This is a genomic window from Mesorhizobium yinganensis, assembly GCF_040081985.1.
Taxonomy (GTDB): Bacteria; Pseudomonadota; Alphaproteobacteria; order Rhizobiales; family Rhizobiaceae; genus Kumtagia; species Kumtagia yinganensis.
Window position 1 is genome coordinate 25531 of the sequence record NZ_JBEBMH010000046.1, and the last position, 8487, is coordinate 34017.

The window sequence follows — 8487 nt, forward strand, 5'->3', positions numbered from 1 at the left end:
CCGGGCCGCGCCTCACCTCCGGAGTTCCCTCATGCAACTGTCCCTGTTCGATGCAACGGTGGGAGCTGTGGCGATTGTCTTTCCCGCGACCCTCGCCGGCATCTCGCACAACACCTCGCCTATCGCCATCGAAGCGGCAGCGCAGACGGTGGAGGTCGGGACCACCGAGCTGGATTACCCGTTGCCGGGGGAATTCCTGGTCGAGGGCCGGCCGGCCGCATCGCCGATTGGGACGGTGAAGGTTCGCCGGTTCCAGGTGATGAAGCAGCAGGTCAGCGCTCAGGACTATTCGCGTTGCGTGGCGAGCGGCACGTGCAGGCCAGCCGATGCCCTCACTCCGGAAGGCGCCGACGTACCGGCGACGGGTGTGAGCTATCTCGATGCCGTGGCGTTTGCAGGCTGGTACTCGAAGGAGACCGGCTATGCATGGCGGCTTCCGACTGCTCAGGAAGCGGCCGCCGCCGCCGGCGAGCGCTTCTCCGGCGACGCCTTTTCAGCCGCCGCCGAGGACGCGGCCAACCCTGCCGTCGCATGGCTGAGGCGCTACCGTGAAGAGGCGGCGGCAGAGCGTCCCGCCGATCCGGTCGTGAAGCCGCGCGGATATTACGGCGCCAACACGAACGGCGTCGAAGACTTCGGCGGCAACGTCTGGGAATGGACGTCGACCTGTTACGTGCGCATATCGCTCGCCGCCGACCGGACTACTACCAAGGCCTCGACGGACAATTGCGGCGTGCACGTGCTCGAAGGGCTGCACAGAGCGTACATGTCCAACTTCATCCGCGACGGCAAAAGTGGCGGCTGCGCGGTGGAGACGCCTCCTGAGCATCTGGGCTTCCGTCTTGTGCGTGGCGACACGCTTCTCGCCTCCGCGAAACTGTTTGCCGTGCGGCTGTTGGGCTTGGCTCCAAGCTCGGCAAACAAAGGAAATATCTGATGACTGCAAGCCCCATTCCGACAGCCGACAGGTCCGTCCTGCGCGCATTGCGCAAGTCCGGAGACCTGTCCCGCGACGGCCGCGGGCGCGTCGCCTTCATGCCGCCGATCCTGCGATACGGCTTCAGGCCTTTTTTCTTCCTGGCTGCGCTCTACGCAGGTGTCGTGATCCCGGCCTGGCTCTGGATGTACTTCTCGGGACACACACTGTCCGGGCCTTTCGACGGCATCCACTGGCACGCCCACGAGATGCTGTTCGGCTACCTGCAGGCAGTTCTCGCCGGCTTCGTGCTTACCGCCATCCCCAACTGGACGGGATGCCTGCCGCTGAGCGGCTGGCCCCTGGCCGGGCTCGTATCGCTTTGGATTGCCGGGCGCATCTCCAGCGCCACCGCGCCCAATCCTATAGTCGCGCTGGTCATCGATATCGCATTTCCGACCGCCCTAGCTTTCGCCGTCTGGCGGGAGGTCGTCGCCGGGCGCAACTGGAAGAACGCGCCTGTGGCGGCCATGATCACCATCTTCGGCATTGCCAACGCGCTTGATCACCTCGCCAATCTCGGCCTGGTACAACATGGCGTCGGCGTCCGGGTCGCCCTGGCCGCGATCATGATGATGCTCGCTCTGATCGGCGGACGGATCGTTCCGAGCTTCACCCGCAACTGGCTCGCCAGGAACGGTGGCACGCATCTCCCCGCGAGTTTCGGCATGCTGGACAAAGCCGCGCTCGCGGTCACAGCGGCCGCCGCGGCCAGCTGGGTTGCTTTCCCGGCGACGGGCGCTTCGGGTATGATCCTCGTTTTGGCCGGCATACTCCTGGCCGTAAGGTTGGCGCGGTGGCAAGGGCAGCGCACTGCGCGCGAGCCTATCGTACTGATCCTGCATGTCGGATACGCCTGGCTTGGCGTAGCGCTTCTATTGCTCGGCGGCTCGGTCTTCATCGACGCGCTACCGGAGAGCGCGGCGCTGCATGCGCTGACGGCAGGAGCCATCGGCACGATGACGCTGGCCGTCATGACTCGCGCCAGCCTCGGCCATACCGGACGCGCGATCGTCGCCGACCACTTCGTGATTGCGGCGTACGTGTCGGTCACGGCGGGCGCTATCCTCAGGGTCGCGGCGCCGCTGACGGGAAACTGGTACGCGCACGTGCTCGCCTGCGGCGGTGCGCTGTGGTGCGCCGCTTTCCTGCTGTTCGCTATTCGCTATGCACCGATACTCTGGGGCCGCAGGCTAGGAGCTTGAAGGATAGGTTGCCGGGTGCCTTTGACGGTTATCTCAGTGCCTAGAGAAGATCCCTGCAGCTTCGGAAATACTATTGGAAAAGACTGGTTGCGGCGTTAGCCTCTCAAGTGTGACGCATGGCGCGTCGAGCCAGTCCCAGGCCCATGAGGAGGTCATGACCCAGGACAGCCCGCAGACACTTTCCGAAGCCGTACCTTCGCGTGCAAAGACAAGGCGAAGGGAACTGCTGGCTTTTTTCGTCCTGGCTTTTGCTATCTGGCCCGTCGTCGCCGTCGGTGTTGTCGGCGGCTACGGCTTCCTCGTGTGGATGTTTCAGATCGTATACGGGCCGCCCGGCCCGCCAGGAGGTTGAGCCGATGCGCGAATTGACACGCAGGTCGCTGCTCACGGGAGGCGCCGCTCCGCGCCATCACATATCGAGCGCGGTTGTCTTCGCGCTTCCCGCGCGCAGGAAGGAACTTTACCGCCAACTCGCCGCGATGCCCGGAGTGGAAGTCCATGCCGGCGACGGCAGCCGCATCGTGATTACGATCGAGGGAACGAGCACTGGCATGCTTGGCGAGACACTGACCCTGATCTCGGCGATGGACGGCGTGATCTCCGCCAACATGGTCTTCGAGCATGTCGAAGTGGAGGATGCGGCGACATGACGGCAACCATCAACCGTCGCGATCTTCTAAAAGCGCATGCGGCAGCGCTTGCCGCCGCGTCTGCAGGCATCGCGCTGCCGGCCGCTGCGCAGCCTGTGTCCGGCGGCGTCGAGGCACTGGAGATCAAATGGTCAAAGGCTCCCTGCCGCTTCTGCGGCACCGGATGCGGCGTCATGGTCGGCGTCAAGGACGGCCACGTCGTTGCCACCCACGGTGACATGCAGGCCGAGGTCAACCGCGGCCTCAACTGTGTCAAAGGCTACTTCCTGTCCAAGATCATGTACGGCGAGGACCGCCTGACGACGCCGCTGATGCGCAAGCGCAACGGCGTCTACGACAAGGACGGCGAGTTCGAGCCGGTCTCTTGGAACAAGGCATTCGACCTGATGGCCGAGAAGTGCAAGGCCGTGCTCAAGGAGAAAGGCCCCGAGGCGGTCGGCATGTTCGGATCGGGGCAGTGGACGATCTTCGAGGGCTACGCCGCTACCAAGCTGATGCGCGCCGGCTTTCGCTCGAACAACCTCGACCCGAACGCGCGACACTGCATGGCGTCCGCGGCTTATGCCTTCATGCGCACCTTCGGCATGGATGAGCCGATGGGCGTCTACGACGATTTCGAGCATGCCGACGCGCTCGTGCTGTGGGGCTCGAACATGGCCGAGATGCACCCGATCCTGTGGACGCGGGTCGCCGACCGCAGGCTCGGCCACCCGCATGTCCGTTGCGCGGTGCTCTCGACCTTCACGCATCGCTCGATGGACCTCGCCGACATCCCGATCGTCTTCAAGCCGGGCACCGACCTCGCGATCCTCAACTACATCGCAAACCACATCATCCAGACAGGCCGGGTGAACGAAGCTTTCGTGCGCGACCACACTGTGTTCATGAAGGGCGCGATTGACATCGGCTACGGGCTGCGGCCCGAAAATCCCATCGAACTGGCGGCGAAGGGAGCTGCCGATCCGGGCAAGATGGAGCCGATCGACTTCGAAGCGTTCAAGGCGATGGTCGCCGACTACACGCTCGACAAGGTGTCGGAACTGTCCGGCGTGGAGCCGGAGTTCCTCGAGGAACTGGCCGAGCTCTACGCCAACCCTGATGTCAAGGTGATGTCGCTGTGGACCATGGGCTTCAACCAGCACGTCCGCGGCGTGTGGGCGAACCAGATGGTCTACAACATCCATCTGCTGACAGGAAAAATCTCGGAGCCGGGCAACAGCCCGTTCTCGCTGACGGGACAGCCGTCGGCGTGCGGCACGGCGCGCGAGGTCGGGACCTTCGCGCACCGGCTTCCCGCCGACATGGTGGTCACCAATCCCGAGCACCGAGAGCACGCGGAGGAGATTTGGCGCGTCCCGCACGGCCTGTTGCCGGAGAAGCCTGGCTTCCATGCAGTGCAGCAGGACCGGATGCTGCACGATGGCAAGCTCAATTTCTACTGGGTGCAGGTCAATAACAACGTCCAAGCCGCACCGAACACCAGCAACGAGACCCATCCGGGCTACCGGAACCCAGACAATTTCATCGTGGTGTCCGATGCCTATCCGACCGTCACCGCGCTCTCGGCCGACGTGATCCTGCCGGCGGCGATGTGGGTGGAGAAAGAAGGCGCCTACGGCAACGCCGAGCGACGCACACAGGTCTGGCGGCAGCTAGTGAATGCGCCGGGCGAAGCGCGCTCCGACCTCTGGCAGCTCGTAGAGTTTTCGAAACGCTTCACGACCGACGACGTCTGGCCTGCAGATCTGCTGAACGCCAACCCGGACTACAAAGGCAAGACCCTGTTTGAGGTCCTTTTCCGGAATGGCAACGTTGACCGTTACCCGCTCTCCGACCTCGACGCCGAGTATGAGAACAGGGAATCCAGGGAGTTTGGCTTCTACATCCAGAAGGGATTGTTCGAGGAATATGCAGGCTTCGGGCGCGGCCACGGCCATGACCTTGCGCCGTTCGACGTCTACCACCAGGTGCGCGGCCTGCGCTGGCCGGTCGTCGATGGAAAGGAGACGCTCTGGCGCTACCGCGAGGGTTTCGACCCATTCGTGAAGCCCGGCGAGGGTGTGCGGTTCTACGGCAAGCCAGACGGCAAGGCGGTGATCCTAGCCGTCCCATACGAGCCGCCCGCCGAGTCGCCTGACGACGAATACGACGTGTGGTTGGTGACCGGGCGCGTGCTGGAGCACTGGCACTCTGGCTCCATGACCATGCGTGTGCCCGAGCTCTTCAGGGCTTTCCCCGGCGCGGTGTGCTTCATGAATGCCGACGATGCGCGAAAGCGCGGCATTAATCAGGGAGCCGAGGTCAAAGTCGTTTCGCGCCGCGGCGAGATCCGGGTCCGGATCGAGACCCGCGGACGCAACCGCATGCCGCACGGCGTCGTGTTCGTTCCCTGGTTCGACGCCAGCAAGCTGATCAACAAGGTTACCCTCGACGCGACTGATCCCATCTCCAAACAGACGGATTTCAAGAAATGCGCGGTCAAGGTCATGCCCGTCTGACGCGCCGATCGCGCGTCTTTCTTTCGACCGGCCTGCTTTTCGTCGCCGGCACCGCGGCGCTGGCGCAGATGTCGTCGATCCAGATCATTCCCCCGCTTACCGGCCAGGCACAGCCGATGCAGGTGTTTCCGGCCGGTCCGATACCGAAGTGGACCGTCGACGATATCCGGCAGATGCGAGCCTATCCGGATCAGCCGCCCATCATCCCGCATTCAATCGAAGGCTATCAGCTTTCCGTCAACACCAATCGTTGCCTGTCCTGCCACAAGCGCGAGTTCACGCAAGGGTCCGGCGCTCCGATGATCAGCGTCACCCACTACATCACCCGCGAGGGGCAGATGCTGGCGGACGTGTCCCCCCGCCGTTATTTCTGCACCGCCTGCCATGTGCCGCAGGCCGCCACGCCTCCGCTGATAGGAAACACCTTCATCGACATGAGCCAGCTCGGCGTCGGCCACGCGGGAGACCAGTAAATGTGGTCACGGCTGAAGGCCGCTGGCCTGTGGGCCTGGAACATCCTGGCAACGCCTGCCGTGACGCTCAGCCTCGGCTTCCTGACGCTTGGTGGCTTTCTTGGCGGTGTCTTGTTCTGGGGCGCGTTCAACACCGCGCTGGAGTTGACCAACACCGAACAGTTCTGCGTCTCGTGCCATGAGATGAAGGCGAACGTCTACGAGGAACTCACCCGCACCATCCACTTCTCCAACCGCTCGGGAGTGCGGGCCTCATGCCCGGATTGCCACGTGCCGCACGAGTGGACCGACAAGATCGCCCGCAAGATGCAGGCATCCAAGGAAGTATGGGGCAAGATCTTCGGCACGATCGACACCAGGCGGAAGTTCCTAGACCACAGGCTGGAACTGGCACAACACGAGTGGGCGCGGCTGAAGGCGAACGACAGTCTCGAATGCCGCAACTGTCACTCGTCGGTGGCCATGGATCTGTCGAAGCAGACGGAGCGGGCCGCGACGATCCACACACGCTACCTACTTTCCGGCGAGGCGACCTGCATCGACTGCCACAAGGGCATCGCGCACGAGCTGCCCAATATGCAGGGTGTCGACCCTGGCTGGAAGGTTCCGCCCGAACTGGAGGGCGACAAACTGCCGGCAGCGTCAGTGTTTGACCGGCTGCAGCGGTTTGCCGAGACGCATCCCCTCCTGCCGCCGACCGGGCTGGAGCGCTAAAGGCGAGCCGGCCACGCCTTACCCATCGGCGCGCCTCCTTGCCGGCTCTTTTCAGGAATTGCTTCAGTTAGCCGCCACGACCTGGCCGAAAAGTCCAGCGAACACGGTCTTCGCCTTGCCAGTCTGCTTAATCGCCTTCGCTTCCTCGATGTTCACGGGCTTGCCCACTTCGATCAGCGCGACCATACCCATGCCGTAGTGGGGCGAGCACTTGACGCCATAGACGCCTTCTTTGTCGAGCGTGACGGTGAACTCCTCGTTGAACTTGCTCTTGAAGGGTTCGGCGCCTTCTGGAAGCATGCCCTTGATCGCCTCCACATTGTGTCCCTTGTCCGTTGGAACGAAGCGGATGGTGTCGCCCGGCGCTGCCTTGACGAAGTCCGGCTGGAACACCATCGCGGCCTTCTCGCCCTTGTTCAGCATCACCACCTCGATCTCGGCAGCCCCTGCCGCCCCCGCCACGACTGTGGCCACTCCAAGTGCCAAGGCTGCAATCAACGTCTTCATTTCTTTTCCTTTCCTATGTGCGGCTTCGAAGGCCGTTGCCCCTTGATAGTCTCCGGCTCGGTAGGGCAGTTTGTGCTGGCGCAAACTGCGGACAAAATCGCGGAAGCGAGACGCGAGAGACGATGGCTCTGGACCGGACGCTGATCTCTGGATTTCCTGCATTCGCTGGACTAGACGGTAAGGATCTCGACGCGATCCTTGCCCGCGCCAGATCCTCTCGCTTCCCGAAGGATTCGGAGATTTTCGCGCAGGAGCAGGAAGCCAATTCGTTCTTCCTGCTGCTTTCCGGCCATATCCGGGTCGTCCGCACCTCGCCCGAAGGGCATCAGGTGATCGCGAGATACATCAACGAAGGCGAACTGTTCGGCATCGCCATGGCCATGGGCAGGTCCACCTACCCGGCGACAGCGGTCGCGGCGGTGGATTGTGTCGTCCTCACCTGGCCAAATTCCGCCTGGCCAGAGCTGCAGTCGCGCTGTCCGGGGTTTGGAGCCAGCGCCTACCAGACCATAGGCGCGCGCCTGCTGGAAACCCAGGCACAGGTCATGGCGATGTCGACCCAGCAGGTAGAGCAGCGGATCGCTCACGCGCTGCTGCGCATTGTCAGCCAGTCGGGACGCAAGACAGCCGACGGGATCGAGATCGATTTTCCGATCACGCGCCAGGACATAGCGGAAATGACCGGAACGACGCTGCACACCGTCAGCAGGCTACTCAGCGCGTGGGAAGATCAGGGCATCGTGCGGTCCAGCCGACAGAAGGTAACCGTGACTGACCCGCACACACTAATGCTGGTTGCCGAGACCAGGCGCAAAGTGCCGCCCGCGCAGTAGTGCAGCAAGCTCTGGCTTCAACCGCGCGCCACGTTCCGAATTGGTTATTTGGCTATCGGGCTGGCCAATTGAAACGAATCATCGCTGTAGAATGCCGAGTGGGCATTGGCGACCGGATCGCGCCGCATGGCTTCGAGAAGCTCGGCCGAAAAGGATTCGACGTCGATCCGGTGAGCCTGGCACGCGTCTACGACCGTGTGGAATATCCCGATCGGGCAACCGATGCACAACATCCTGTGGCGCATGACAACTCCTAAAGTCGTCGGCCACCGTCGCATGATCTCGTCGACAGTCATATCTGGGTCGATCGTTTCGGGCAGGTTCACAATAGGCGCTTCCAAAGGACGCCATTTAATCTGATCGCCTTCAGTCCACTTTGCGTCAGCGCAAAGTCAGAGACATGTCTGTTATCGCTTTGTCGTTGCCAAAAGCTGTCGGTCCCCTCGCGTGAAGAGTTTCGGGCGCCGGCAGGCGTACGAAAGTCGCCGAGGAACGAACCCGCGGGCCACGAAGCGATGGCTATTGGGATTTCGATCTTCGGCTGATGTCGGGGATGGCGTGACCGCCGTCGGGAAAGGCCGGGATGGATGCGGACGGACCGCTTCGGCTTCCGGGCGCGCGGCATTGTCGG

General features: G+C 63.0%; 10 protein-coding genes. 8 read left to right on the plus strand and 2 right to left on the minus strand.

The genetic code is table 11. The features are described 5' to 3' along the window. Positions 1-31 precede the first annotated feature (31 nt). From ABMA59_RS34725 to ABMA59_RS34755, 7 genes are all read left to right on the plus strand, one after another. A complete protein-coding gene (locus ABMA59_RS34725; protein ID WP_349009925.1) occupies positions 32-937 on the plus strand; it encodes an SUMF1/EgtB/PvdO family nonheme iron enzyme in 906 nt (301 codons plus the stop codon). Beyond that, positions 937-2181 carry an NnrS family protein gene (locus ABMA59_RS34730; protein ID WP_349009926.1) on the plus strand — a complete coding sequence of 415 codons (1245 nt, stop codon included), beginning with the start codon at positions 937-939 and terminating at the stop codon, positions 2179-2181. The genes ABMA59_RS34725 and ABMA59_RS34730 overlap by 1 nt, the downstream gene beginning before the upstream one ends. A gap of 154 nt (positions 2182-2335) precedes the next feature. Next, on the plus strand, positions 2336-2533 hold the full coding sequence (gene napE / locus ABMA59_RS34735) for a periplasmic nitrate reductase, NapE protein (RefSeq protein ID WP_349009927.1): 198 nt from the start codon (positions 2336-2338) through the stop codon (positions 2531-2533). A 4-nt stretch (positions 2534-2537) separates the two neighbouring features. Then, the gene (locus ABMA59_RS34740; RefSeq protein WP_349009928.1) at positions 2538-2831 is read left to right on the plus strand and encodes a chaperone NapD; all 294 of its coding nucleotides are present in this window, start codon (positions 2538-2540) and stop codon (positions 2829-2831) included. Further along, positions 2828-5329 (plus strand): periplasmic nitrate reductase subunit alpha, encoded by a 2502-nt coding sequence (gene napA / locus ABMA59_RS34745; RefSeq protein WP_349009929.1) that lies wholly within the window; start codon positions 2828-2830, stop codon positions 5327-5329. The genes ABMA59_RS34740 and napA overlap by 4 nt, the downstream gene beginning before the upstream one ends. Next, positions 5302-5802: a nitrate reductase cytochrome c-type subunit gene (locus tag ABMA59_RS34750; RefSeq protein WP_425476047.1), complete on the plus strand. Its 501-nt coding sequence runs from the start codon at positions 5302-5304 to the stop codon at positions 5800-5802. The genes napA and ABMA59_RS34750 overlap by 28 nt, the downstream gene beginning before the upstream one ends. Then, positions 5803-6516, plus strand: coding sequence for a cytochrome c3 family protein (locus ABMA59_RS34755; RefSeq protein WP_349009930.1), 714 nt, complete (start codon positions 5803-5805; stop codon positions 6514-6516). A gap of 63 nt (positions 6517-6579) precedes the next feature. On the opposite strand, the gene ABMA59_RS34760 is transcribed toward ABMA59_RS34755, so the two are convergent. Then, positions 6580-7023 (minus strand): pseudoazurin, encoded by a 444-nt coding sequence (locus ABMA59_RS34760; RefSeq protein ID WP_349009931.1) that lies wholly within the window; start codon positions 7021-7023, stop codon positions 6580-6582. A gap of 122 nt (positions 7024-7145) precedes the next feature. Here ABMA59_RS34760 and ABMA59_RS34765 point away from each other — a divergent pair, with 122 nt between their 5' ends. Then, on the plus strand, positions 7146-7856 hold the full coding sequence (locus tag ABMA59_RS34765) for a Crp/Fnr family transcriptional regulator (protein ID WP_349009932.1): 711 nt from the start codon (positions 7146-7148) through the stop codon (positions 7854-7856). A 44-nt stretch (positions 7857-7900) separates the two neighbouring features. Here the strand turns inward: ABMA59_RS34765 and ABMA59_RS34770 are convergent, their stop codons facing one another. Continuing rightward, the gene (locus ABMA59_RS34770) at positions 7901-8182 is read right to left on the minus strand and encodes a DUF1858 domain-containing protein (RefSeq protein ID WP_349009933.1); all 282 of its coding nucleotides are present in this window, start codon (positions 8180-8182) and stop codon (positions 7901-7903) included. Positions 8183-8487: the final 305 nt, after the last annotated feature.